Origin of the sequence: Alloyangia mangrovi, from assembly GCF_002300555.2 — a bacterium.
Classification (GTDB): Bacteria; Pseudomonadota; Alphaproteobacteria; order Rhodobacterales; family Rhodobacteraceae; genus Salipiger; species Salipiger mangrovi.
On sequence record NZ_NTHN02000019.1, the window covers coordinates 1 to 23,553 of the forward strand.

Consider the following 23,553-nt stretch of genomic DNA (forward strand, 5'->3'; position numbering starts at 1 on the left):
ACCTGATGACATTCCTGCTTTGCAGACGCGGTGACATTTCAACTTGGTTGCAACAGATGTGTAAGCGCGCCACCTTCAGTGTGCACAGGCGAACAGAGCGCGTGTGCTGCTGCAGAGAGTCGCCCCATTCGGCCTAGATGAAATCTCTCACCATGAGGGGACGAACCGGCCATATCGAGACGATTTCGGGTCGTCTCCACTGGAATATCACAATTTCGTAAACGATCTCAGGACACTTATGATCTGTGATCATAGCTGCCTTGCAAGCCTTCCTTGCCCGCTTGCGCGCCCCGATGACGCGGCGTAGGGCGGCAAAGTGTCGCTCTGCGTGAGTGCACAAACGTTCCACCCACACCGGCAGGACACCCCACCATGACCGATCTTCCCGGATACCCGAGCCGCCGGAGCTTCCTGAAAGCTACCGCCGCCGGGGCCGCTCTTTCCGGGCTCGCACTGCCTGCCTCCGCGCAGCAGGTGCCGCAGCCCGTTTCCCTCGACGACTACCAGCGCGAATACCTCAATGCCGAAGAATGGGCCTTCATCATGGCCGCGACCGCGCGGCTGATCCCCTCCGAAGGGGACGGCCCCGGCGCGATCGAAGCGCGCGTGCCGGTGTTCATCGACCGCCAGCTGGCCAGCGACTACGGCACCGCCGACGACTGGTACATGGAAGGCCCGCATGACGCCTCCGCCGAGCCCGCGCGCGGCTGGCAGACGCCGCTGAACCCCGCCGAGGTCTACCGGCAGGCCATCCCGGCCTTCAACGACTGGTGCACGCAGGCCCATGGCGCGGTCTTCGCAGAGCTTTCGGTCGAGCAGCAGGACGCCGCTCTCACCTCGCTGCAGAACGGCGATGTCGCCCTGGCTCCCGAGCTGCGCGAATTCTGGGGCATCCTGCTCGGCAACACCAAGGAAGGTTATTTCGCCGACCCGCAATACGGCGGCAACCACGGCATGCAGTCCTGGGTCTACATCGGCTTCCCCGGTGCCCGCGCGGCCTACCGTGAATGGCCTGAGCGCCACAACGTGAAATACCCGCTGGGTCCGGTCTCGATCAGCGGCGAAAGGGCATAACCATGGCACGTCAGGAAAAGAAGAAGGACGTGGTCATTGTCGGCCTCGGCTGGACCGGCTCGATCGCAGGCATCGAACTGGCGCAGGAGGGCCTCGACATCGTCGCGCTCGAGCGCGGCCATGACCAGGACACCGTCCCGAACTTCGAATACCCGCAGCAGATCGACGAGCTGAAATACGGCGTGCGTCTGAAGATGATGCAAAAGCCGTCGCAGCAAACCCTCACAGTGCGCCGCAACGACGGCGAGACCGCGCTGCCCTACCGCTCGCTCGGCTCCTTCCTGCCCGGCAACGGCGTCGGCGGTGCCGGCACCCACTGGAACGGCCTCAACTGGCGGCCGCAGCCGGTCGAACTGAAGCTGCGCAGCCACGTGCGCGACAACTGGGGCGAGCAGATCATTCCCGAGGGCATGAACCTGCGCGACTACCCGATCAGCTACGACGAGATGGAGCCCTTCTTCACCCAGTTCGAGAAGGTCGCAGGCATCTCCGGCTATGCCGGCAACCTCAACGGCGAGATCCGCGAAGGCGGCAACCCCTTCGAGGGCTGGCGCTCGGAAGACTACCCGATGCCGCCGCTGCCGACGACCTATGACGCGTCGAAGTTCCGCGATGCTGCCAAGGCGATGGGGTACCATCCCTTCGAGGCCCCTGCGGGCATCGCCTCGACCGCCTATGTGAACCCCTATGGCATGCAGATGGGCCCGTGCAACTTCTGCGGCTTCTGCGAGCGCTACGGCTGCTACCAGTACTCCAAGTCATCGCCGCAGACCTCGATCCTCGGCGCGCTGAAGCGCATGCCGAACTTCGAGTACCGCACCAAGTCGGAAGTGCTGCGCGTGGAGCTGGCGGCCGACGGCAAGACCGCGACCGGCGTCACCTATTGGGACGAAGAGGCCGGTGAAGAGGTGTTCCAGCCCGCCGACATCGTCATCCTGTCGAGCTACCAGCTCAACAACGTGCACCTGATGCTGCTCTCGGGACTCGGCGAGGCCTACAACCCGCTGACCGGCGAGGGCACGCTCGGCAAGAACTACGCCTACCAGATGAACGGCGGCGTCTCGATGTTCTTCAAGGAGGACAACTTCAACCCCTTCGTCGGCCATGGCGCCAACGGCCAGGTCATCGACGATTTCTCGATCAGCCAGAACGACTTCGGAGCCGAAGGCTTCATCGGTGGCTCCTACTGGCGCGCCGGTACGTTCAACGGCCAGCCGATCCGCAACATGCCGCTGCCCAAGGGCACGCCGAGCTGGGGCGCGGGCTGGAAGCAGGGCATCGGCGAATGGTACGGCCACGCGATGTCGATCGGCTCGCATGGCTCGCACATGTCCTATGCCAACAACCACCTCGACCTTGACCCGACCTACACCGACCGCCACGGCCGCCCGCTGATGCGCATGACGTTCAACTGGCAGGACAACGACCTGCGGATGAACCAGTTCATGAAGCGCAAGATGGAGCCGCTGGCCGCCTCGATGAATCCCGACATCATGCAGGCCGGCTTCAAGGACATCGGCGCGCAATACGACGTGCGCCCCTACCAGACCACGCACAACACCGGCGGTCACATCATGGCCGAGAACGCCCGCGAGGGTGCGGTCAACCGCTACTCGCAGACCTTCAAGGCGCACAACGTCTTCGCCATGGGCGCGGGCAACTTCGTGCAGAACACCCAGTACAACCCGACCGGGCTCGTCGGCGGTCTGGCCTATCACACGGTGCACGCGATCCGCACGCAGTACCTCTCGAACCCCCGTCCGCTGGTCTGAGGAGAACTTAGATGAGAACTTTCCTCCGCATCATCGGCGGCCTGGCCGTGCTGGGCGTCATCGCCCTGCTGGCCTTCATCTTCGTGCCGGTGCAGCGCAGCAAGCCCGCACAGGAGTTGGCCGCGGACTGGCAGCCCGAGCCCGGTCAGGGCGAATACGTGATGCATGCCTCGGACTGCGTCGCCTGCCACACCGCCGAGGATGGCGCGCCGCTCGCGGGCGGCCGGGCCATCGCCTCGCCGATGGGCACCATCTGGTCGACCAACATCACCCCCGACGCCGAGACCGGCATCGGCGAGTGGTCCTATGACGAGTTCCGCGCCGCCATGGTCGACGGGATCGCCAAGGGCGGAACGCACCTCTACCCGGCGATGCCCTACGAGAACTACCGCCTGATGAAGGAAGAGGACATCCGTGCCCTCTACGATTACATCATGGCCGACGTGGCACCGGTGAAGAACCAGGTGCAGGAAACGCAATTGAAGTTCCCGTTCAACCTGCGCTTCGGCATCCGGGCCTGGAACTGGCTGGCGCTGACGCATGACGCCGGGTTCAACCCGGTTGGCGCGTCGGACCTGCAGGACCGCGGCCAGTACCTCGTCGAGGGTCCCGGCCACTGCGCCGCCTGCCACAGCCCACGCACGCCCTTCATGTCGCAGGATGGCGTGACGGCGGATGACGACAGCTTCCTCGCAGGCGGCGTCATCGACGGCTGGAACGCCCCCGCGCTGCGCGGCGAAGGCTCTGCTCCGCAGGAATGGAGCGTCGGCGAACTGGCGGACTACCTTGCCACCGGGCGCAACACCCATTCCGCCGCCAACGGCGAGATGGGCCTCGTGGTCGAGCATTCGCTGCAGTACCTGACGGATGAGGACAATCTCGCCATGGCCGCCTTCCTCAAGGGGATGGACGGGGCAGAGGTCAAGGTCCCCGCGACCCTCGCCGCCGCCGGACCCACGCCGCTGCCGCCTGCGGCAGCCGACGCCGCGGGGGAGGCGACCGCCAAGCTTCTGACTGAAGCGAGCCCGGAGATGCCGCTCGGCGCGCGCCTCTACAGCGACAACTGCATCGGCTGCCACTTCGCCAGCGGCAAAGGCGCGCCGGGGATCTTCCCCGAGCTGCAGGACAACCACCTTGTGACCGGCTCGGAAACCGCGCCGCTGATCTCGGTGATCCTGCAGGGCGCCGAGGTTTCCGGCACCGCCAAGCGTCCGATGACCCTGCGCATGCAGGGCTATGCGGACCGCCTGTCGGATGAGGAGGTCGCGGAGCTTGCCAGCTGGCTGCGCAAGGCCTGGGGCAATGACGCCGGGCCGGTCAGCGCCGCCGATGTCGCCGCGGTGCGCGGCGCGTCCGCCAGCCACTGAACCCGCTGACAGCAAAATGGAAAGGGGCCGGATTTCTCCGGCCCCTTCTGCGTAAACCGCCACCGCATCCTAAGTCGCGGCCCCAGAGCGCATGTCAGGCCGCCACGCGCCGCTTCGCCGCCGCCAGCTTGCCCGCGTAATCGAGCGCCGCCAGCATGTTGACGTGGTTGGCCTTGCCGGTGCCGGCGATGTCGAAGGCGGTGCCGTGGTCGACCGAGCAGCGGTCGATCGGCAGGCCCAGCGAGACGTTCACCGCGGTGTCGAAGGCGATCAGCTTGATCGGGATGTGCCCCTGGTCGTGGTACTGCGCGATCACTAGGTCGAAGGCCCCGGTATTGGCGCGGTGATAGACCGTGTCGGCCGAGATCGGCCCCACTACGTTGATGCCCTCGGCCTTGGCCATCTCGACGCCGGGCGCGATCTGCCGGTCGTCCTCGCTGCCGAAAAGTCCGCCTTCGCCGCAATGCGGGTTGATCCCGGCGACCGCGATGCGTGGGCTCTCAAGTCCCATGCGGCGCAGGTGGGTGTGGCCGATGCGGATGGTCTCGAGCACGCGTTCGGGCGTCGCCCGGGTGATCGCGTCCTTCAGCGAGACATGCGTCGAGACATGCAGCACGTTCAGCGTCGGCGAGGCCAGCAGCATCCAGCTCGACTTGCAGCCGGTGAGATGCGCCAGCATCCCGGTATGGCCGTCGTAGTGGTGCCCCGCCGCATTCAGCGCCGCCTTGTTGATCGGCGCGGTGACGATGCAGGAGGCGGAGCCCGAGCTGGTCAGCTCGACGGCCCTGTTGATATACTGGAACGACGCCTCGCCGCAGGCCTCGGAGAGCACGCCGAACCTGCCCGGCAGCCCGTCCACCGGCACGTGGATGACCTGCAGCGCGTCCCCCCCCGCCGCTGCCCTGCGGGCGCAGCTTCAGGTCGAGGTCGCAGGCGCGGACGGCGCGCTCCAGCGTCTCCTGATCGCCGATCACGGCGTAGCGGGCGCGCTCTTCGGGCGAAAGGCCGGCCATGGCCTTGATGGTGACTTCGGCGCCAACCCCCGAGGGGTCGCCCATGGTGATGACAATCGGTTTCTCGGACATGGTGGTCCCTCCGGTAAGATCGTGGCGCGCCCTCAGCGCGGCGGCGGCGGCACGGGGCCGCGCTTGCCCAAGCCCGGCGTGGTGATGGTGGTGACGACGGGTTTCGCCCCCGGTCCTCAGATGAGCTCGTATTTCTTCAGGATCGCCTCGATCTGCTTGTCCTGCTCTGGATCGGGCAGCAGCGCGGGCTGGCGCGAGGCACCGACCGAAGGCTCCATGACCCAGAGCGCGCGCTTCACCAGCGCCGGCGGATAGCCGAGCTTGTAGAGATCGGTGCGGAACGCACCGTAGGTCTCCTGCGCCCTGGCGGCCCCGACCTCGTCCCCGGCATTGAAGCAGCTGACGATCCGCGCCAGCACCTCGGGCATGACGTTGCCAAGGCCCGAGATCGCGCCCTTGGCGCCGTTCTGGAAGGCCCAGTGAACAAGGTGGTCGGGACCAGAGTACACGTCGAAGCCCTCTTCCTCGCGACCCACGGCCATGTACTGCTCGAGCGTCTCCTGCGCGCCGCCGGAATCCTTGATGCCGGCGATATTGCGGTGCTTGGCAAGGGCGCGGGCGGTCTCGGGCTCGATGTGGTTCTGCGTGCGGACCGGGATGTCGTAGAGATAGACGGGCGTCTCCACCGAGTCGGCGACCGTGGTGAAGTGGCGGATCAGACCATCCTGCGTGCAGGCGATGAAGAAGGGGGTGATCACGGCGATCCCGTCGACGCCGATGCGGTCGAACGCGCGAGCCAGCGCCACGGTCTCGAAGGTGGCGGGCATACCGGCGTTGACGATGACCTTGGCGCGGCCGTCCACCTCGGCGACGACCTCTTCGGTCAGCCTGACCTTCTCGTCGAAGGTCAGCGCCGAGAAATCGCCGTTGGTGCCAGCGCACATGATGTTGTTGCCGGCGGCCACCTGGCGGCGGACCTGGGCGCGCGTCGCCTCGTAGTTGATCGTCTCATCGTCGTTGAAGCAGGTGACCAGCGCGACGAAGGCCTCTTTTTGCGAACCCATGAGTACTCCTGTTTATGGATGCTGAGCGGCGCGGCTGCGGGTGATCGCGCCCGAGATAGAGGGCCAGGCCGGCGACAGGGCGTGTCACCGGGGGGGCTGATCCCCACGGGGCGGCTCGCATTCGGCCCGCAGCGCGCGCATGACGAGCATCGGGCCGGCGCCGATCCGCAGATCGGCCTTTTGCTCGCGCTGGATCATCCGCCGCTCCTCCCCCCCGTCCACGGCGCGCGCCTTCGGCCGGACGCCGCGCCGAACATGCTGCGGAAGATGCCGACAAGATGACAACATGTCAAATAAGAATCTCGGGGCAGATCGGGATGAGAGCGGCGACCTGCGACCGCAGCAGCGCTGCAGATTGCGGAAAATGCCGAAATTTCCCAAAATGCAGCGACTGAAGATTGGTCTCCTACGAGGAACTCTGCGCACCTCTAAGGAAGAGCCTCCCAACCTGCTGAAGTTGCCATTTGACAAGTTGTAAACTTTGAGTCAAGTCTTGTGACAGGCAAGCAGCGTGCCCCTGAGAAGCAGATGACTCGACCAAGCGCCCCAAGCAAGACGACACGAGCGGCCACCGCCCGGAGGAGGGGTCCGAGATGCACCACCTGACGACCCCGATCGAGCTACGCCGTCCCGCGTTGTTCCACTACGGCACCGCCACGCTGGCAAAGCTCGCAAATTGGACCGCCGCATCTGGATATATCGCGCCCTACGCGGTGGTGGGCCCGGTCAACGCAGCGCAGCTCTCGGTGCTTGGCGTCGCCGAGATCAGCGATCAGAACCGCACCCCAGCGCGCAGGGTCGGTCTCGCGCCAAGCCCCACCACCGCCGCGCCTGCTGAGAAGGGCGCCGCATCACAGGAGGAGAGATGCGCAGACGGGTACATATCGTCGCCGACGACCTGACCGGCGCGCTCGACAGCGCCGCGACCTTCGCCGCGCGTGGCGCGCGCGTGCGCGTCGCCTGCCGCCCAGTGGATCTCCCCGAGGCGCTGGCCTCGGCCGCCGAGGTCGTCGCCGTCGCCACGGGCACCCGCGACGGCACCGAGGCCGAGGCGATCCGCATCGCCCGGCAGGTCGCGCGCGATCTGGCGGGGCATGAGGGCCTTCTCTTCAAGAAGATCGACAGCCGGCTCAAGGGACACATCGCCGCCGAACTGACAGAGCTGGCACCGCCCGGCGCGCCGCTGGTGGTCAACCCGGCGATCCCCCGGCTCGGGCGATGCTGCCTTGGCGGCGCGGTCACCGGTGCCGGTGTCGACACCCCGATCCCGGTCGCCCCGCGTCTGGGCCGTGCCCTCACCGTGCCGGACACGCGCATGCCAGAGGATCTGGCCAAGCAGCTTCCCCCCCCAGCTCGACGGGGCGGTTCTCGTCGGCGCCGCGGGCCTGGCCGAGACGCTGGCAGAGCGGCTCTGGCCGGAACCGCTCCCGAATGCCCCGCTGCCGCTGGCACACCCTGCCCTGCTGGCCATCGGCTCGCGCGATCCGGTCACGCTGGCACAGGTCGAGGCGCTCCGCGACATACCGGTGCGCGCCGCGCCGAACGGGGCGTATTCCCTGGATCCGACCGACGCCGCCCACCCGCTCCTGCTGATCCGCATGACCCCGGGCGCCGAGGTCATCTCCGGCGCCGAAGCCGGGGCCGCCTTCGCGCGCACCATCGCCGCCGCCCAAGCCCGGTTGAAGCCTGCGACGCTCTTCGCCTGCGGCGGCGAGAGCGCCGCCGCCCTGCTCGCGGAGCTCGACGTCGGACAACTGGACGTCTTAGGCGAGGCACTGCCGGGGGTCCCGGTGGCCCGCTGCGCAAGCGGTGAGGGATTCACCTTGGTGACGAAATCCGGCGGCTTCGGCGCGCCGGACTGTTTGGTGAAACTTGTCAAATTTCTGGCAAGCGATTAATTCCATTAAGCGGAGGACGAGGCAGGGCTGATGGCGACAGGCAGGACAAAGACGCGAATGCCCCTTGCGGACAAGGTGTACCATTCGCTGCACACGCGGATCGTCAATGGCGAGTACCCGGCGAACGAGAAGTTGCCCGCCGAAATGCAGCTTGCCGAGGAATTCGGCGTCTCCCGCCCGGTGTTGCGCGCCGCGCTGGAAAAGCTGCGCGACGAGGGCATGGTGGTTTCGCGGCAGGGCGCCGGCAGCTTCGTGCGCGCCATCGCCACCCCCGCGCCGCTGGGATTTTCCAAGGTCGAGACCCTCGCAGACATCCAGCGCTGCTACGAATTCCGCATCAACCTCGAAACCGAGGCGGCGGCACTGGCCGCCGAGCGCCGCAACGCCGAGCTGCTGGACGATATCGAAAAGGCGCTGGACCTGCTGCGCGCGGCGACCGGCTCGCTTCAGCACCGCGAGGATGCGGATTTCATGTTTCACAGCAGCATCGCGCGGGCCTCGAACAACCAGTATTTCGAAGCCACCTTCCGGGCGCTGCGCGACCACGTGAACGTCGGGATGAAGCTGCACGGCGAGTCTCTGATGAACGACGGGCGCAAGGGTCTCGAAGAGGTTCTGGCCGAGCACACGCAGATCTTCGAGGCGATCCGCGACCGCGAGCCGGAGCTTGCCCGCCGCGGCATGCGCAGCCATCTGGAGCATTCGCGGGACCGGCTCTTCGGGGGCGGGCTGCTCGACCTCTCGCTGCGCTGATGCAGGCCGGCCGCGAACACGGGACGACCGCAGCGACAAGCGTTACAGGGTCGGACCTTTCCCGCCGAGCAGGAGCCGAGCTTGCCCTCGCAGCGCCTATAAAACGCGTCCGTCGAACAAATATTGGCTATTGGGCGTGGAGCAGTCCGGCAACTTCCACGATCTTGTCGAGCATGAGGTGCTGCGCCTGCGTCGGCACCCAATCCGCACGCAGGGTGAGGCCGATCGGCCGGTTCGACCAATGGCCGGCAACATCAAGCCTCTGCAATGTGCCGTGCGAGATCTCGGCAACGGCCTGGGCTTCCGAGATGCAACCGAGGAAGTCGCCCCGCGCCAGAAGTTCACGCATGAACAGGATCGAGCCAGCCTCGATCACGCTCTGCGGCCCGCCTCCCGGCAGCGCGGCGAAAAAAGGCGTCGAACTGGGCGCGCGACGGCGTTCCCTGCCGCGGCACGACCCAGTTCTGCCCCACGAGCTCCTGCGCGGTCAGCGTCCCCGCGCCGACCAGCGGGTGCCCGGGACGCGCCAGCATCGCCAGCTTGTCGTTGAACAAGGCGGTCTGCACCACGTCCCCGATCGGGGCCGGATCGCGCAGCGCCCCGAGGATCAGATCGACGTCGCCACAGCGCAATCCGGCCAGCAGATCGTCGTAGAGGCCCTCGACGACGAGAATGGGTTGCTGCGGTCGGAGCAGGCGGAACTCGGCGACGGCCTGCGGCAGCCAGCACCGAGCGCGCCGGGCAGGGCGCCGACGACATCTGCCCCACCTCGCGCCCGTCGATCTCGGCAAGATCCGCCTCGGCCTGCGCCAGTTCGGCCAGGGCCAGACGTGCCGCCTGCGCCAGCCTCAGCGCGGCGCGACTCGGCACCAACCCGTTGCGGCGCCGCTCGAAGAGCTGCTGCCCGGCCTCGGTTTCGATCTGGCTGATCGCCCGGTGCACCGTGGGCTGCGCATGGCCGAGCGCCCGGGCGGCCAGGGTGAAGTTCTCTGTGTCCACCACCGCGATTAGCGTAGAGAGCTGCGAGTTCGACGCGGTCAGGCAGAGCCGCGGAGAGACCGCCGCCAGCGCGGGGTCAAGCCGGGCAAAGGCCCGCGCGACACGCGCCCCGAGGACCCGCCCGCGGTCGGTCGCGAAAACCCCCTGCCGGGTGCGGTCGAACAGCGGCCCGCCCGCCTGCGCCTCCAACTTGGCAAGGGCCTGCGTCACCGCCGGCTGCGACACCCGGACCCGAGCCGAGGCCAGCGTCAGCGAGCGGAGCTCGAGAACCGCGAGAAACACCCGCAAGTGCCGCAAGTTACGCGAAATCATGACATCTCCGGCGGCATGGGAAGACGCGCCGCGGTGACCCCGGGAGCCGCTTGCCTTCCGGCAGTGCAATAGCCGGAAGCCCTTGCGCGTCCACCGCGGGTTCCTTTCGGTGCGCGCGCGGCCGGCGCCACACCCATGGCCCTGCCCTCGCGGTCCACCCCAACTGCCTGCACAGCAAGGCAAAAGCCCGCCGAGGCGAGCCTGTCCTCACCACGTTTGAAGGTCACCGTCTCCGCCCTCTTCAATCTCCGACGCGCAAGCATTGCACATACCCCCGGATACCTCCACTCGGTATAGCCATTTCTTATCCTGCTGCACGCGTTTCGAAATTGCCCTTCACGCCGCCCCCGTGACATGCCCGAAGCCAGACACCCGGAGGAGACATCATGTCCGAGAAGAAAACCGCGCTCATCATTTCCGCTCATGCCGCCGACTTCGTCTGGCGCTGCGGCGGCGCCATCGCGCTGCATGCCGAGCTGGGCTACGAGGTCACCGTGGCCTGCCTCTCCTTCGGCGAACGCGGCGAGAGCGCGCGACTGTGGAAAGAAGGCAAGTCGCTGCAGGACGTGAAGGATATCCGCCGCGGCGAGGCCGAGCGCGCCGCCGAGGCGCTCGGCGTGCACGAGCTGGTGTGCTTCGACAAGGGCGACTACCCGCTGTTCCTCGAGCCGGCGGACAAATACGAACTGGTGGATCTGATCCGCAAGGTTCAGCCGAAGTTCATGATGAGCCACTCACAGTACGACCCCTACAACACCGACCACATGTACATGTCGCAAGTGTCGCTGGAATGCCGGATGATCGCCCAGGCCTGGGGCCACAACCCCGGCGAGAAGGTGCTCGGCGCGCCGCAGCTCTACCTCTTCGAGCCGCATCAGACCGAGCAGATGGGCTGGAAACCCGACACCTTCCTCGACATCACCCCGGTGTGGGAGAAGAAGCGCAAGGCGATGGAGTGCAACGAGGGGCAGATCCATCTCTGGGACTATTACACCCGCGCCGCGCAGCAGCGGGCCAACCACTTCAAGCGCAATTCCGGCGGCATGTCGGGCGGACGCGACTGTAAGTACGCCGAGGGCTTCCAGTCGATCTTCCCGCGCACCGTGGACGAGCTCTGAGGCCACGGGAGGACAAGATCATGACCCAGCCGACCAACCCCAGCTTCGACATCGCCCATCTCGGCCATGTCGAGATGCTCACCGACAAGTTCGACGAGAGCCTCGATTTCTTCACCCGCGTCTACGGGCTGAAGCTCTCGGGCATGGACGAGACCAGCGCCTACCTGCGGGCCTGGGACGATTACGAATTCTGCACGCTCAAGCTGACCCGCTCGGACACCACCGGCGTCGCCCATATCGGCTATCGCGCCGCCTCGCCCGAGGCGCTGGAGCGCCGGGTCGCGGTGATCGAGGGCTCGGGCTACAAGGTGCTTGGCTGGACCGAGGGCGACCTCAGCCACGGCCGCGCCTTCCGCTTCGAGGATCCGTTCGGCCATATCTTCGAGATCTACTACGATACCGCCTGGTACGAACCGCAGGACGAGTCCGACCGCGCCGCGCTGAAGAACACCGCCAGCGCCTTCGAGGGCGCCGCGCCGCGCCGGCTCGACCACCTGAACCTGCTTGCCTCGGACGTCACCGAGTTCAAGCGCTTCATGGAGACCTGCCTCGGCAGCCGCGTGACCGAGTACATAGAGCTCGACAACGGCCGGCTCGGCGGCTGCTGGTTCACGGTGAACAACAAGACCTACGACCTGGCCTGCACCGAGGAACACGGCGGCGGCAACGCCCGACTACACCACGTGACCTATGCCACCGACCAGCGCGAGGACATCCTGCGCGCGGCGGACATCTTCTTGCAGAACGGCGTGCACATCGAGACCGGTCCACACAAGCACGCGGTGCAGGGGACGTTCTTCCTCTACGTCTGGGAGCCCGCGGGCAACCGCGTCGAACTGGCCAATGCCGGCGCGCGGCTGATCCTCGCCCCCGACTGGCAGCCGGTGTGCTGGACCCAGGCCGACCGCATGAAGGGCCAGGCCTGGGGGCTGAAGACCATCGAGAGCTTCCACACCCACGGCACGCCGCCGGTGAAGGGCTGAGGCCCCTGCCCGGCGGCGCTGCGGATGGCACCGGCGGGATTTGCGTATTTGAAAAGAGAAGAAGCGGGAGGAGATTGCCATGGCAGTCGTGGTTCAGAACGTGGCGCGCGCCGACAAGGACGTCATCGACGCGCTGGGGCGCGCGGGTGTCGCAACCGTGCATGAAGCGCAGGGCCGGAAGGGGTGCCTGCAGAGCTACATGCGCCCGATCTATCCCGGCGCGCAGATCGCCGGCTCGGCGGTGACGATATCGGCAGCGCCTGGGGACAACTGGATGGTGCATGTGGCCATCGAGCAGCTGCAGGCGGGCGACATCCTGGTGCTCGCGCCGACCTCGCCCTGCGACAACGGCTATTTCGGCGACCTGCTGGCCACCTCGGCGCAGGCGCGCGGCTGCCGCGGGCTGATCATCGACGCGGGCTGCCGCGACGTGAAGGACCTGACCCGGATGAACTTCCCGGTCTGGTCCAGGGCGGTCAGCGCGCAGGGCACGGTCAAGGAGACGCTGGGCTCGGTCAACGTGCCCATCGTCTGCGCCGGTCAGGCGATCGAGGCGGGCGACGTGATCGTCGCCGATGACGACGGCGTCGTGGTCGTCAAGCGAGGCGAGGCCGAGGCGGTTCTGGCCAAGGCCGAGGCCCGGCTGGCCGCCGAGGAGGCCAAGCGGCAGCGGCTCGCGGCGGGCGAGCTTGGGCTCGACATCTACGACATGCGCGGGCGGCTGGCCGAGAAGGGCCTGAAGTACGTCTGATACGGGCCGCCCGGAGAGCAAAGGGAGAGAGATGGGACAGATCGAGGATTTCGAGACAGCGGGCATCCCCTGCCTCTGGATGCGGGGCGGCACCTCCAAGGGGGCGTATTTCCTTGCCTCCGACCTACCGCAGGACCCGGCCGCACGCGACGATCTGCTGCTGCGGGTCATGGGCTCGCCCGATCCGGCGCAGATCGACGGCATCGGCGGCGCCGACCCGCTGACCTCGAAGGTCGCGGTGCTGGCGCCGCCCTCGCGCCCGGATGCGGATGTGGATTACCTCTTCCTGCAGGTCTTCGTGGACCAGGCGCTGGTCTCGGACGCGCAGGGCTGCGGCAATATCCTCGCCGGGGTCGGCCCCGCCGCCATCGAGCGCGGGCTGGTCGCGGCCTCGGGGGCCGAGACCCCGGTACGCATCCACATGCGCAACACCGGCGAGATCGCCGTCGCCCGCGTGCAGACCCCGGAGGGCCGGGTCAGCTACCGCGGCGAAGCCCGGATCGACGGGGTGCCCGGCCATCATGCGCCGGTGCCGCTGATGTTCGACGGGCTGGCGGGCTCCATGTGCGGCGCGCTGCTGCCGAGCGGCAATCGGGTGGACGTGATCGACGGCCTGGCCTGCACGCTGATCGACAACGGCATGCCCTGCGTGATCCTGCGCGCCTCGGACATGGGGATCACCGGCACCGAGAGCCGCGAGACGCTCGACGGCGACACGGCGCTGAAGGCCAGGCTGGAGTCGATCCGCCTGCAGGCCGGGCCGCTGATGAACCTCGGGGACGTGGCGGCGAAATCCGTGCCCAAGATGACGCTGGTCTCGGCGCCGCAGGCGGGCGGCGTGGTCAGCACCCGCAGTTTCATCCCGCACCGCTGCCACGCCACCATCGGCATCTTCGCCGCGGTCAGCGTCGCCACCGCCTGCACCCTGCCCGGCACCCCCGCCGCCGAGGTCGCCGTGCTGCCCGGCGGCGGCGAGACCTTTGCCATCGAACACCCCACCGGCGCGGCAGAGGTGCTGCTGGAGCGGGACGCGGAGGGTGCGGTGCGGCGCGCCGGGTCGCTGCGCACCGCGCGCAAGCTCTTCGACGGGCGGGTCTTCCCCCGGGCCTGAGCGCGCATATCGGACAAGGACAAAGGGCCCCGGACACTGTCCGGAGCCCTTCCTCATGTCTGCCCTGCCCATACCGCGCGGGGCAAGAGGCCTCAGCCGAGGTGCTTTGCGAAGAACTCTTCGGTGCGCGCATGAGCGAGGTCCGCGGCTTCGGCCACGTAGCTGGGACGCGCGTCGTTGGCGAAGGCGTGGCCAGCGTCGTAGAGGTGCACCTCCATCTGCGGCAGGTAGGCCTGCGCCTCGGCCAGCATCTCGGGCGGCACGTGGTCGTCGCTGCGGCCGAAGTGGCCGAGCATCGGCGCCCGCAGCGGGCTGTCGAGATACTGCGGCAGGCGCGTGCCGTAGAAGGCCACCGCGGCATCCGCGTCGGTCTTCTGCGCGGCGCGCAGCGCGAGGCCGCCGCCCCAGCAGAAGCCGATCACCCCGACCTTGCCGCCCTTGGCGCGCAGCGCGTCGATGGTGGCGGCGACATCGGCCATCGTCTCGTCGAGCTTGGCCGCCAGCATCAGCTCACGACCGATCGCCCCCTTGTCGAAGGGCACCACGGTGCCGCGCTCCTGTCGGTCGAAAAGCGCCGGGATTGCCACGTTGTTGCCGAGCGCAGCGTAACGCGCGGCGACGCCCTTGAGCTGGTCGGTGATCCCGAAGATCTCCTGAAGGATCACGATGCCGCCGCGGGCCTCGCCCTGCGCCTGCGCCATCCAGCATTCGAAGCTATGCCCGTCCGCCGCGGTGAGAGGTGTCATCATCTTCTGTCGTCTCCTCGAAATGCGCCGGGGCCGCGCGACTCGCGGCCCCGGCTGAAAGGTCACTCGCCGACGGCGATGCCGGCGCCCTCGAAGTAGCGCAGCGCGCCGGGGTGGTAGGGGGTGGCGCTGGCCGGGGCCATCTTCGAGAAATCCGCCGCCTTGAAGGCGCCGAAGGCCTCGCCGAGCGCCTCCTTGTTCTCGGCAATCGCCTTGACCATGTCGTAGATCAGGTCATCCGAGACATCGGCATTGGTCAGCAGCACCCAGGGCAGGCGCACGAGGTTGGCGCCGGATTTCTCGAGCCCGGTGACATTCTCGTTCTGCGGCAGGCTCGCGATGGTGCCGGCGGCAAGGAACTCCTTGAAGGCCTTGGTCGCCTCCTCGGACTCGTCCAGCGAGATGTAGCACAGCCCGCCGCGGTCCTTGAGCTGCACCGAGGCCTGCTGGCCGGCACCGGCGTTGAGGCTCACCAGCGCGATGTCCACCAGCCCGTCGCCGAGCGCGTTGATGCCGTCGACAAAGCTCGAAACCGGCACGTTGGTGAAGTCGTCGTAGCTCAGCCCGCCGGTCGCCAGCGCACCCAAGATGTAATAGGGAATGATGGTCGACGAGGTGTACTCCGAGGCGATGCGCAGCTCGGGGTGGTCCTTGAGATCCGCCACGGTCGCGAGCCCCAGGTCGCAGGGCGCCATGATGCCCGTCGTGAGGTTGAAGAGCGTCCCGACGAGCCGCACGTTCGGGTGCGCGCGGTCGAAGTTGCCGGTGCCGGAGAAGGCGAATTCCGCCTCGACGCCGTTCGAGAAGCCGAAGTCGATCTCACCGGTCTGCAGCAGCGGCATGTAGCCCACCAGTGGCTGGGTGCGCACTGTGATGCCGTTGTCATTGGCGACCCGCGCCACGGCCTGGCCCGAGTTGTAGGCCAGCGAGCCTTGCGCCCCAGTGGCCATCGAGACGACCTGCGCCTCGGCGACGGTGCCCAGCGTCAGGCTCATGAGCCCGGCAATCGCGGCGTTCTTGATGATAGTCATAGGTTCCTCCCTGTTTGAACTTTGTGGTCCGCGGCCCGCCCGTCGCCGGCCCTTGCCGGCCTGCTGACGGACAGGGCGGTCGCGAGAGCCAGCGCTCCCGCCGCGGCGACCGCATGAGCGAGCATCGGCAGGCCGATGAAGCCGAGCGGAATGGCCAGCGCCCCGAGCGCCACGAAGGCGATCCGCAGCACGATGTTCAGCGACCGCGCCCAATAGCCGGTGATGCCGATGGTCACCGCACCGACGCCGACCGTGGTCAGCAGCGAGGCGACGAGCGTCTCCTGCAGGCTGCCCTCGAGCAGCAGTGAGGGGGTGGCTACGAAGGCGAAAGGCAGGATGAAGGCCGCCCAGCCGACCCGCATGGCGGCAACCCCCGTGGCGATGGCCCCGGCTCCCGAGATCGCCGAGGCGGCAAACGCGGCCAGCGCCACCGGCGGGGTGATCATCGACATCATTCCGAAGTAGAGGATGAAGAGATGCGCCGCGATCGGGGTGACCCCGGCCTCGACCAGAGAGGGTGCGACCAGCGCCGCCAGCAGCACGTAGACCCCCGAGGTCGGCATCCCCATGCCGAGAATGGTGCATACCACCGCCGAGATCAGCAACAGCAGCACGATGTTCGAGCCCACCGAGTCCACCAGCAGCAGCGTCAGCGCGAAGCCGAGCCCGGTGATGTTCAGCACGCCGATGACGAAGCCCGCCGCAGCCACCACGAGGATCAGGTCCACCATCGAGGTGCCGGTCTGCACGAAGACGTCGAACAGCGTCCTGACCGAGAGCCGGGTGCCCCGGTAGCCGCGCAGGAAGCCGACGGCGACGATGGCGATCGAGGCCAGCAGCGCCGAGTCTTCGGGATCGAGGTTCATCCAGAAGAGGCCATAGAGCAGGATCGCGAAGGGCAGCAGGAAGTGCCAGCCGTCCTTCATCACCTGATGCACGGTGAGCGTGTCCTCTTCCGGTGCCTTGATGCCGTCGCGCGCGGCGATGAGGTCGACCTGCAGGAAGACCGCGAGATAGTAGATCACCGCCGGCACCAGCGCCGCACCCGCGACCATTGTGTAGGGAATGTCGAGAAACTCGGCCATCAGGAAGGCCGCGGCCCCCATGATCGGCGGGGTGAGCTGGCCACCGGTCGAGGCCACGGCCTCGATCGCCCCGGCGTCTTCCCTGGAATAGCCGCCGCGCTGCATCAGCGGGATGGTGATCACCCCGGTGGTGGCGACGTTCGACACAGCGCTGCCCGAGATCGAGCCGAAGAGCGCCGAGCCCACCACCGCGATCTTGGCGCTGCCCCCGCGCGAGCGGCCGGTGGCCGCCATGGCGAGGTCGGTGAAGAAGCCGCCGCCTCCCGCCGCGAACAGAAGCTGGCCGAAGAAGACGAAGAGCAACACGGTGATCGTGCCCACCGCCAGCGGCGCCGAGAAGACCGCCGAGCTGTCGAAGCCCACGTAGTCCACCAGCCGCTGCGGCGAGAGCTCGCGCCCGACCAGCTTGCCCGGCACCTTTTCGGCGACCAGCGCGTAGAGCAGGAACACCCCGACGATGCCGAAGAGCATGAGCCCGGCACGCCGCCGGATCCCCTCCATCACGCCGATCACCACCACCGCGCCGATCAGGGTGATCTGCCAGGGGCGGTAGAATTGTTCCTTGAGCAGCCAGACGAAATCATAGGCGGCATAGAGCAGCGTGCCGAGGCAGAGCACCGCGATCCCGAGATCGACGATGTTCGGCCGCTTGACCCGGTCGCCCGTCGGGCCGTAGCGCAGGAAGGCGATGGCCAGCGCAAGGCCGAGCTGCAGCGCCATGTACTGCTGCTTGAGCAACGCGAAGCCCAGGCGGGTGTGCGCCTCGAGGTTCCAAAGAATGCAGGCCACGCACATCAGCGCGGCAAGACCGGCGATGGTCCAGCGCACCCAGGGTTGTTGCTGCGCGGTCATCAGAGCACCTCCTCGGGCCAGTAGAGCCGCATGGGGTTCTCGAGGAGCAGCTTGCGCTGCAGCTCAGGCGTCGGCGCGATGCGCGGGATCATGTCCACCAGCATGCCGTCGTCGGGCATGTGCGAGCGCATGTTGGGATGCGGCCAGTCGGTGCCCCAGAGCACGCGGTCCGGGTTTGCCTCGACCAGCGCCCGGGCAAAGGGCACCACGTCGTCGTACATCGGGCCTGCGGCGGTCAGTCGCTCGGGGCAGGACACCTTGATCCAGAAGCGCGGGTCGTCCATCAGCGCGCGCACCCGGGCAAAGCCCTCGCTGCCGAGCCCCGCGGTCACGTCCGGGCGTCCCATGTGGTCGATCACGATGGTGCCGGGCAGCGCGCGGATGAAGGGGCTCAGCTCCTCCAGCTCCTCGGATTCGAAGTAGATGACGATGTGCCAGCCGAGCCGGGCGATGCGCTCGGCCACCTTCACGTAGCGGTCCCTGGGCGCGTCGCCCACCAGTCGCTTGAGGAAGTTGAATCGCACGCCGCGAATGCCCGCCGCATGCAGGCGCTCCAGCTCGGCATCGGTGACGGTCTCGTCCAGCACCGCGACGCCGCGGGCCCGGCCGCCGGATTTCGCGATCGCGTCGAGCATCGCCGCGTTGTCGGTGCCGTGGCAGGTCGCCTGGACGATCACGTTGCGGGCAAATCCGAGGTGATCACGCAGATCGAACAGCGTCTCGGCGGGCGCGTCCACGGGGGTGTATTTCCGCTCGGGCGCGAAGGGGAAACGCGCCGCGGGACCGAAGACGTGGCAATGCGCATCGACCGCCCCCGCCGGAGGCACGAAGGCCGGTTTCGCAGGCGACGGGTGAAAAGGCATGTAGTCCTGGCCCGGCCCGCTTGCGCGCACCGAGTCCGACCCTTTGGTGTCTACCATGGGGATCTCCTCCATCTTTGCCCGGAAACCTGCCGGAAGAATTCTCATTTGTTAAATTGATTTTCATGTTAAAGTTTATTCACTCAAATGATGATGGTTTGTAATTGCTAAACAATTTTGACTTGAACCTGCTGACGGTTTTCCATGTCCTGATGGAAGAACGCAGCGTGACGCGGGCGGGCGAACGGCTGGGCCGGACGCAGTCAGCGGTGTCAAACGCCCTCAAGCGGCTGCGCGATCGCTTCGAGGACCCGCTCTTCGTGCGCACGCCCGAGGGTCTCAGCCCGACGCCGCGCGCCGCCGACCTGGCGCCGGTGGTGGCCCGCATCCTGCGCGATGCCGAGAACGTGGCCTCCCGTCCCGACGACTTCGACCCCTCGGTAGCAGAGGCCCGCTTCATCATTGGCGCCCCCGACCGCTTCAGCCTTCCGGTCTTCGTCCCCCTGTTCGAGCGGCTCGGGCGGATCGCCCCGAAGATCGGCATCCACCTGCGCACCACCGACCGCGATTACGCGATCCGGCTGATCGATTCCGGGGACATCCAGATCGCCATGGGCTGGTTCGACAGCACCCCGCCGCACATCCGCCGGCTCTTCGCCTTCGAGGATCGCTTCGTCTGCCTGTGCCGTGCCGACCACCCGCTGATCGCGCGGGGCGCCCACCTCGAGCTCGAGGACATCCTTGCCTATGCGCATCTCGTGGTCAGTTCGACCGGCGATCAGCGCGCGGCCTTTGACGCGGTGCTCGAGCGCCACGGCTGCCAGCGCACCATCGCGATGACGGTGATGAGTTTCACCATCGTGCCCGAACTGCTGATGCGCTCCGATCTGGTCGGCGTGTTCACCAACCGGACGGCGGAATATCTCGCGCGCCGCAATCCGCTGGCCATCGCCGAGGTCCCGCTGGAAATGGCGCCCATCGCCAACCACCTGATCTGGCACAACCGCATGACCGCCGACAAGGCCCACAGCTGGCTGCGGCAGGAGCTGCACCGCGCCTGGAGCACCCCCGCCTGATCGCCTGACGCGGCGGGCGGGCCGCATCGCTCAGCTCTCGCGAATGCGCGCCCCGCGCAGCCGGGCGATCTCGGCGACCACCTCGGGCAGTGGCACATCGCCGCTAAGATCGGAGGCCGCGAGAGCCCCCATGCGCGCCTGCACCTCGGCGATCTCCCGGGCCAGCCCGCCGGTCAGCCCCAGCGCGTCGAGGGTCTCGCCGACCTCGCGCATCTCGGCGGCGCGGCGGGTGCCGTGGCGCAGCGTGCGCTCGAAGCGGTAGGGCACATCCGCCGCCCAGTCGAGCTGCGGGTAGCTGCGCTCGAGCGAGGGCATGACCCGGTCGTAGACCCCCGAGGCGGCAGCAGCGAGGGCGCATTCCACGGTGATCGCCTCGAGCCCCTTCACGAAAAGCGAGCGGACCATCTTGATCGCCGTGGCATCCCCCGGCGCCGGGCCGACGACGTCGAAGGAGAAACCAAGGCTCTCGAGCTCGGGTCGCACCGCCTCGGCGCAGGCGCCCGCCACCAGCACCGGCGTCGCATGGCCGCGCGGATGCACCGGGGCCATCACCGCCATGTCGAGATAGCGCGCGCCCCGCGCCTCGATCAGCGCCGCCGCCTGCTGCTTGCGGCCGGGCGAGACCGAGTTGATGTCGACATAGAGCTGCCCCTGCGCGAGCCCCGCGCGCACCGACTGCGCCGCGACGAGGCTCTGGTCGGCGGTCACCGCCGCAATGATCCAATCGGCATCCAGAAGCGCCGCCTCCGGCGTTGCCGCCTGCACCACGCCGCGGGCGCGCATCGCCTCGGTCATCGTGGGATCCCGCTTCAGGTCGAAGGCGGCGAAGGACAGGGCGTGCCCCGTCGCCATGAGCGTATCAGTGAAGGCCCGCGCCGCCTCGCCGAAACCGATGAACGCAATGCGCATGAATGACTTCTCCCCCAATTCCGCGGCCGGGCTCCTTTCCCGGCCGGTACGTGGCCACCGCCGCTAGGGCTCCGGCCCCTCCTCGCTTTCCATGAGCCGCCCATGCCGGCGCAGTTGCCGCAGCCGGGTACGTTGCGCGGATTCCATATGCGCCCGCATCGCCGCCTCGGCCCCGGCACCGTCGCGGGCGCGCAGCGCCTCGACGACACGGGCATGCTCCGCGATCGCCTCGGTCGCGCGGCTCATCTCGCGCAGGGTCGACGGCCCGAGGATCTGCAGCGTCAGCTCGATGGCGCGCACCGATTTCACCAGGTAGCGGTTGCGGGCGGCGGCGATGAGCGTGGTATGGAACTGCCGGTTGAGCGCGTAGAGCGCCGCGCCGTCACCGGCGCTTGCCGCCATCTCGTCGTTGATCGCCGCGAGTTCCTCGAGCTCCACCTCCGAGGCCGCCCGGGCCGCAAGCCGGGCCGCCGTGCCCTCGAGCACCCAGCGCATCTCGTAGAGCTCCATCAGCTCGGGGTAGCCGAGCTGGCGCACGATGACGCCGACCCGCGGCTTGTGGGTCACCAGCCCCTCGGCCTCGAGCCGGCGCAGCGCCTCGCGCACCGGGGTGCGGCTCATCTGCAGGCGCTCTGCGAGCTCGGTTTCGGTGATCCGGGAGCCCGGCTCGATCCGGCCCGAGCTGATCTCCTCGAGCAGCCGGTGATAGGCGCCCCGGGTCTGCGGCACGCCTGCGGATTCTGCGATGGTACGGGTTGCGCTCGCCATGCATCCAAATGTATACAGATGGATACAATGCGTCAAGACAAGCCCGATATCCTCGCGGTCGCGCCCCCGCCAAATCCGCCGGTCCTGCGCCGCCGCGCGCTGACGGTGGCGCTTTCGGTCACCGGCACGCTGGCCTTCGTGCTGCTGTCGCTGCCCCTGCCCTTCCTCTTCGGACCGATGAGCGCCTGCCTGGTCGCCGCGCTCTTCGGCGCGCCGCTGCTCGGGCTGGGCGTGATCTCCAAGGCGGCCAGGACCATCCTTGGCGTGGCGGTCGGCGCATCGATCACGCCCGAGGTGCTGGGGCGGCTGCCGCAGATGGCCGCCTCGGTGGCCTTCATCCCGCCCTATATCGCCGCCATCGCGCTGATCGGCGTTCCCTACTTCCACAAAATTTGCAAATACGACCTGCCCACCGCCTATTTCGCGGCGATGCCGGGCGGGTTGCAGGACATGCTCGCCTTCGGCCAGGACGCCGGGGCCAACGTGCGGGCGCTGTCGCTGGCGCATGCGACGCGGGTGCTGATCATCGTGACCGTGGCGCCGCTGCTGATCGTGAAGGGTTTCGAGCTGCCGCTCGATCATCCGATGGGCGCGACCGCCTCGGAGGTGCCGCTGACCGAGCTGGCGCTGATGGTCCTGGCGGCCCTGATCGGCTGGAAGGGCGGCGAGCGCATCGGCCTTTTCGGCGCGACGATCATCGGCCCGCTGGTGCTGACCGCGGCGCTCTCGCTCGGCGGCTTCATCCACGCCCGCCCCCCCCGCCGAGGCGATCAAGACCGCGCAGTTCTTCATCGGCATGGGCATCGGCGTCGGCTATGTCGGCGTGACCCTGCACGAGCTGCGCCGGGATGTGCTGGCGGGAACGGTCTATGTCGGCATCCTTGCCGCGCTGGCGCTGCTGGTGACCGAGCTGGTCGTGCAGCTCGGCTTCGCCGAACCGCTCGAGGGATTCCTCTCCTTCGCCCCCGGCGGGCAGGCCGAGATGACCGTGCTCGGGATCATCGCCGGGGCGGACCTCGGCTTCATCGTGGTCCACCACCTGCTGCGGGTGCTGCTGGTCGTCGCGGGCGCGCCGCTGGCCGCGCGAATGATCGGGCTCAAGCTGAAGGGCCCGCGTTAGCGTCCCGCCGCCGGATCAACCCCGAGGAATCTCGCCCACGTCGACCGGCACTTGGTAGCCGCGCTGCACGCCAGGGCGGGTGCGCAACCGGCGATACCAGTCGCGCACGTTCGGGAACTCCTTCAGGTCGACCCCGTGCCATGCGTAACGCGCGACCCAGGGCCAGCAGGCCATGTCGGCGATCGTATACTCCCCGACGATATGCGCCTGCCCCGCGAGCTGCGCGTCGAGGACCGCGTAGAGCCGCTGCACCTCGGCGCCGAAGCGCTCCTCGGCATAGGCCGACGTGCCGGGGTTGAAGTGGAGGAAGTGATGCGCCTGCCCGAGCATCGGTCCAAACCCGCCCATCTGCCACATCAGCCAGCCCATGACCTGCATGCGCGCCTCCTCCGTGTCGGGCAGGAAGGCGCCGTGCTTCTCGGCCAGGTACCAGAGGATCGCGCCGGATTCCATGAGCGCGAAGCCGGTGTCCTCCTCGACGATCGCGGGGATCCGGCCATTGGGATTGATGCGCAGGAACTCCGGGGATTTCTGCAACCCTGTCTTCAGGTCGACCGGATGGACCCGATATTCGAGACCAAGCTCCTCGAGCAGGATCGAGACCTTGCGCCCGTTCGGCGTCGACCACGTGTAAAGATCGATCATGCGTGTTCTCTCTCCCGATGCGGTCTCGCACGGCCAGCCTGCGCTCCCGGCGCCATGTGGCGTGCCCTCGGCCGCGCCCGTGCGTCCGTCGCGGAAACCCTGTCCGGCATCCCGTCTCCTCCTCCAGAGGTGACTGTGACGGTATCGAAAATGCGGGGCGGTTCAAGTCTTTCACCGGCGCGGCTTCGGGACCCGCAGGACCCGCCGGCGCCGCTCGAGGCTTTCGTCCGGGAC

The 23,553-nt window shown here is 67.9% G+C and carries 22 protein-coding genes and 3 pseudogenes; 13 read left to right on the forward strand and 12 right to left on the reverse strand.

Annotation, left to right across the window (positions count from 1 at the left end):
• Positions 1-372 precede the first annotated feature (372 nt).
• From CLG85_RS11830 to CLG85_RS11840, 3 genes are read left to right on the forward strand one after another with little or no spacing between them, the layout of a single operon-like run.
• Positions 373-1,074: a gluconate 2-dehydrogenase subunit 3 family protein gene (locus CLG85_RS11830; protein ID WP_095882183.1), complete on the forward strand. Its 702-nt coding sequence runs from the start codon at positions 373-375 to the stop codon at positions 1,072-1,074.
• 2 nt (positions 1,075-1,076) lie between these two features.
• Positions 1,077-2,846: a GMC family oxidoreductase gene (locus tag CLG85_RS11835; protein ID WP_095882184.1), complete on the forward strand. Its 1,770-nt coding sequence runs from the start codon at positions 1,077-1,079 to the stop codon at positions 2,844-2,846.
• A gap of 11 nt (positions 2,847-2,857) precedes the next feature.
• Complete coding sequence (locus tag CLG85_RS11840; protein ID WP_095882185.1) at positions 2,858-4,213, forward strand: cytochrome c; 1,356 nt, start codon at positions 2,858-2,860, stop codon at positions 4,211-4,213.
• A 94-nt stretch (positions 4,214-4,307) separates the two neighbouring features.
• On the opposite strand, the gene pdxA is transcribed toward CLG85_RS11840, so the two are convergent.
• Both pdxA and CLG85_RS11850 read right to left on the reverse strand, forming a co-directional pair.
• Complete coding sequence (pdxA, locus tag CLG85_RS11845) at positions 4,308-5,078, reverse strand: 4-hydroxythreonine-4-phosphate dehydrogenase PdxA (RefSeq protein WP_260348933.1); 771 nt, start codon at positions 5,076-5,078, stop codon at positions 4,308-4,310.
• Positions 5,079-5,414: 336 nt separating this feature from the next.
• Positions 5,415-6,302, reverse strand: a complete 888-nt coding sequence (locus tag CLG85_RS11850; protein WP_095882187.1) for a dihydrodipicolinate synthase family protein — start codon at positions 6,300-6,302, stop codon at positions 5,415-5,417.
• Between the two features lie 865 nt (positions 6,303-7,167).
• Between CLG85_RS11850 and CLG85_RS11855 the strand changes: the two are divergent.
• The 3 genes and pseudogenes from CLG85_RS11855 to CLG85_RS11865 all read left to right on the forward strand — a co-directional run.
• Positions 7,168-7,485, forward strand: a pseudogene (locus tag CLG85_RS11855) (four-carbon acid sugar kinase family protein); the annotation flags it as partial.
• A 106-nt stretch (positions 7,486-7,591) separates the two neighbouring features.
• The gene (locus CLG85_RS11860) at positions 7,592-8,200 is read left to right on the forward strand and encodes a nucleotide-binding domain containing protein (RefSeq protein ID WP_260348934.1); all 609 of its coding nucleotides are present in this window, start codon (positions 7,592-7,594) and stop codon (positions 8,198-8,200) included.
• A 57-nt stretch (positions 8,201-8,257) separates the two neighbouring features.
• A complete protein-coding gene (locus CLG85_RS11865) occupies positions 8,258-8,953 on the forward strand; it encodes a FadR/GntR family transcriptional regulator (protein WP_095884493.1) in 696 nt (231 codons plus the stop codon).
• Between the two features lie 127 nt (positions 8,954-9,080).
• On the opposite strand, the gene CLG85_RS11870 is transcribed toward CLG85_RS11865, so the two are convergent.
• The 3 genes and pseudogenes from CLG85_RS11870 to CLG85_RS11880 all read right to left on the reverse strand — a co-directional run.
• Positions 9,081-9,302 (reverse strand): type 2 periplasmic-binding domain-containing protein, encoded by a 222-nt coding sequence (locus CLG85_RS11870; protein ID WP_260348936.1) that lies wholly within the window; start codon positions 9,300-9,302, stop codon positions 9,081-9,083.
• On the reverse strand, positions 9,295-9,744 hold the full coding sequence (locus CLG85_RS11875; protein ID WP_260348937.1) for a LysR substrate-binding domain-containing protein: 450 nt from the start codon (positions 9,742-9,744) through the stop codon (positions 9,295-9,297). Before CLG85_RS11875 ends, CLG85_RS11870 begins: the two co-directional genes overlap by 8 nt.
• Before the next feature lie 121 nt (positions 9,745-9,865).
• Positions 9,866-10,264 (reverse strand): annotated as a pseudogene (locus CLG85_RS11880) (helix-turn-helix domain-containing protein); the annotation flags it as partial.
• A 386-nt stretch (positions 10,265-10,650) separates the two neighbouring features.
• On the opposite strand from CLG85_RS11880, the gene CLG85_RS11885 reads away from it, so the two are divergent.
• The 4 genes from CLG85_RS11885 (at position 10,651) to CLG85_RS11900 (ending at position 14,227) form a co-directional block, all read left to right on the forward strand.
• Positions 10,651-11,382, forward strand: coding sequence for a PIG-L deacetylase family protein (locus CLG85_RS11885; protein ID WP_260348938.1), 732 nt, complete (start codon positions 10,651-10,653; stop codon positions 11,380-11,382).
• 20 nt (positions 11,383-11,402) lie between these two features.
• On the forward strand, positions 11,403-12,365 hold the full coding sequence (locus CLG85_RS11890; protein ID WP_095883106.1) for a VOC family protein: 963 nt from the start codon (positions 11,403-11,405) through the stop codon (positions 12,363-12,365).
• Positions 12,366-12,444: 79 nt separating this feature from the next.
• On the forward strand, positions 12,445-13,116 hold the full coding sequence (locus CLG85_RS11895) for a 4-carboxy-4-hydroxy-2-oxoadipate aldolase/oxaloacetate decarboxylase (RefSeq protein WP_260348939.1): 672 nt from the start codon (positions 12,445-12,447) through the stop codon (positions 13,114-13,116).
• Positions 13,117-13,147: 31 nt separating this feature from the next.
• Positions 13,148-14,227, forward strand: a complete 1,080-nt coding sequence (locus CLG85_RS11900) for a 4-oxalomesaconate tautomerase (RefSeq protein WP_260348940.1) — start codon at positions 13,148-13,150, stop codon at positions 14,225-14,227.
• A gap of 92 nt (positions 14,228-14,319) precedes the next feature.
• On the opposite strand, the gene CLG85_RS11905 is transcribed toward CLG85_RS11900, so the two are convergent.
• From CLG85_RS11905 to CLG85_RS11920, 4 genes are read right to left on the reverse strand one after another with little or no spacing between them, the layout of a single operon-like run.
• On the reverse strand, positions 14,320-14,976 hold the full coding sequence (locus CLG85_RS11905) for a dienelactone hydrolase family protein (RefSeq protein ID WP_260348941.1): 657 nt from the start codon (positions 14,974-14,976) through the stop codon (positions 14,320-14,322).
• Positions 14,977-15,035: 59 nt separating this feature from the next.
• Positions 15,036-16,004, reverse strand: coding sequence for a TAXI family TRAP transporter solute-binding subunit (locus tag CLG85_RS11910; protein ID WP_095883602.1), 969 nt, complete (start codon positions 16,002-16,004; stop codon positions 15,036-15,038).
• Positions 16,001-17,941 carry a TRAP transporter permease gene (locus CLG85_RS11915; RefSeq protein WP_095883601.1) on the reverse strand — a complete coding sequence of 647 codons (1,941 nt, stop codon included), beginning with the start codon at positions 17,939-17,941 and terminating at the stop codon, positions 16,001-16,003. The genes CLG85_RS11910 and CLG85_RS11915 overlap by 4 nt, the downstream gene beginning before the upstream one ends.
• On the reverse strand, positions 17,941-18,861 hold the full coding sequence (locus CLG85_RS11920) for an amidohydrolase family protein (RefSeq protein ID WP_095883603.1): 921 nt from the start codon (positions 18,859-18,861) through the stop codon (positions 17,941-17,943). Before CLG85_RS11920 ends, CLG85_RS11915 begins: the two co-directional genes overlap by 1 nt.
• A gap of 122 nt (positions 18,862-18,983) precedes the next feature.
• On the opposite strand from CLG85_RS11920, the gene CLG85_RS11925 reads away from it, so the two are divergent.
• Positions 18,984-19,877, forward strand: a complete 894-nt coding sequence (locus CLG85_RS11925) for a LysR family transcriptional regulator (protein ID WP_095883600.1) — start codon at positions 18,984-18,986, stop codon at positions 19,875-19,877.
• Positions 19,878-19,907: 30 nt separating this feature from the next.
• On the opposite strand, the gene CLG85_RS11930 is transcribed toward CLG85_RS11925, so the two are convergent.
• On the reverse strand, positions 19,908-20,786 hold the full coding sequence (locus CLG85_RS11930; RefSeq protein ID WP_260348943.1) for an NAD(P)-dependent oxidoreductase: 879 nt from the start codon (positions 20,784-20,786) through the stop codon (positions 19,908-19,910).
• A gap of 63 nt (positions 20,787-20,849) precedes the next feature.
• Positions 20,850-21,515, reverse strand: coding sequence for a GntR family transcriptional regulator (locus CLG85_RS11935; protein ID WP_260348944.1), 666 nt, complete (start codon positions 21,513-21,515; stop codon positions 20,850-20,852).
• Between the two features lie 216 nt (positions 21,516-21,731).
• Here CLG85_RS11935 and CLG85_RS27415 point away from each other — a divergent pair.
• Positions 21,732-22,235, forward strand: a pseudogene (locus CLG85_RS27415) (AbrB family protein); the annotation flags it as partial.
• 115 nt (positions 22,236-22,350) lie between these two features.
• On the forward strand, positions 22,351-22,674 hold the full coding sequence (locus tag CLG85_RS27420) for an AbrB family transcriptional regulator (RefSeq protein WP_311734989.1): 324 nt from the start codon (positions 22,351-22,353) through the stop codon (positions 22,672-22,674).
• Between the two features lie 15 nt (positions 22,675-22,689).
• Here CLG85_RS27420 and CLG85_RS11945 read toward each other — a convergent pair whose 3' ends face one another.
• Positions 22,690-23,319, reverse strand: a complete 630-nt coding sequence (locus CLG85_RS11945; RefSeq protein ID WP_095884460.1) for a glutathione S-transferase family protein — start codon at positions 23,317-23,319, stop codon at positions 22,690-22,692.
• Positions 23,320-23,553 lie beyond the last annotated feature (234 nt).